Source organism: Hymenobacter agri, assembly GCF_054778495.1.
Genome location: NZ_BAAGZM010000824.1, coordinates 1 through 1,517, shown reverse-complemented (window position 1 = coordinate 1,517; position 1,517 = coordinate 1). Strand labels below are relative to the sequence as shown.

2 protein-coding genes are annotated in these 1,517 nt (G+C 63.2%); one reads left to right on the top strand and one right to left on the bottom strand.

Annotated features, from left to right (window positions below; all coding sequences use genetic code 11):
* On the bottom strand, positions 1-663 hold a 663-nt coding region (locus ACYVDE_RS22525), incomplete at its 3' end, for a hypothetical protein (RefSeq protein ID WP_460503776.1).
* A gap of 322 nt (positions 664-985) precedes the next feature.
* On the opposite strand from ACYVDE_RS22525, the gene ACYVDE_RS22520 reads away from it, so the two are divergent.
* Positions 986-1,517 (top strand): NYN domain-containing protein (locus ACYVDE_RS22520; protein WP_460503775.1); only part of this gene is annotated, 532 nt, incomplete at its 3' end.

The following is a 1,517-nucleotide window of genomic DNA, read 5'->3' as shown; positions in this document are numbered from 1 at the left end:
CGCGAGGCGGAAGCGCACGCCCACGCCGCCGGGCTCGGGCAGGGTGGCGGCGGTAGCCGGGGCGGTTACGCGGCGGAAGGGGGCGTTGGCTTCGGTTGCCCGGGACGTGGTCGAAGAGCCCGTTTCCGTAACGCTGACGGCTAGGGTTTGCTTGTCTATGACGAGCGTCTGGCAATTGACGTTGAACACCAGCTTGTTGGGGTAGACGAACACCCCGGAGCAAACATCCGCCCCGTACTTCCTCACGAGTTCGGCCGGTGGCGGGCCGTCGCAGCCGTGGTTGCAGCCGGTTTCGTACCGCACCGGCTGCGGCGGCTGCACCACGCTCAGCGAAGAATCAGCCGTAAAAGCGCTACCCGTCGGGAAGTAGCTAATTTTAACTACTCCGGGTGCCCAGGATTGAATGCGCCGCAAGCTGCCATCGGTGGCTTTCACCTCCAGAAAACTACCGACGTATTCTCTCGAGGCATCTTTGACGCGCACAACCTGATGCCCCACGTACCGCCCGCCTGGCACCGCCCGCGCCGGTACCACGCGCCGCCCGAACGGGTCGCTGGCCGGCGGGCCACTCTCGGCCCGCTGGCCGAACGACGAGGTTGACGACAGCAACAGCAGCGAAGTCAGCGCCCCGCCCAAAACATACACGCGAAAAAAAGCCTTCATCAATAGCCAGCCGGATAGAGGCGGCAAGTTACGGCCAACCCGGGCTGGGGTAGGGCTGGGGGCGTCTGGGCCGACAGTCCGGAAACCGGGCCGCCGGGTGGGGCGGGGCCGGGCAGCAGCGGCCCGGACTTTTTCAATCCGGCGCAATTCGCGGCTCGTCAGTGCAAGCATCCTGTTCAACGAATAACGCTTCGGAGCGGGCCCAATCCGGCCTAATATGCCGCTTATTACGTTGCTTACACGGCTGGTCAGGCCGGATAAGCTCAACCGTTGCTTGCTGTCGTGACGACCCTTTCGGTTTTATATATTATACCTTTGCTATATGACGCCTAAGTCGCCCGCATCCCCCTACGCCGCCGTTTTCATCGATTTTGAGAACGTCTATTACTTCCTCAAAAACCACTTCCACGACCCGCCCGACCTCAACGACATCTGCCTCGATATCGTGAGAAGTCTGCGCGAGAAGCTCAGCGCCACTGGTCTCGACAGCCTCATCAGCTACGCCTACGCCGATTTTGAGCGCCTGGCCACCGCCCCGCAGGGCGCCCTCTACCTGATGGGCGTAAGCACCCGTAACGTGCTCGGCACCGACCATAAAAACGCCGCCGACATGCAGCTTTGCATTGATGCGCTGGAGGTGATGTACACCCGGCCCGACATCGGCACCTTCGTGCTCGTGGCCGGCGACCGCGACTACATTCCCGTGCTGCAGCACCTGCGCCGCCAGGCCCGGCAAGTATTGGTGGCCGGCTTCCGCGAGTCGGTGTCCGGCGATTTGCTCCAGAACATCGGGGCCGCGCAGTTCATCGACGCCCGCGACTTGCTCGCGCCGGCCCGCGTCGAGCAGCTCGAAA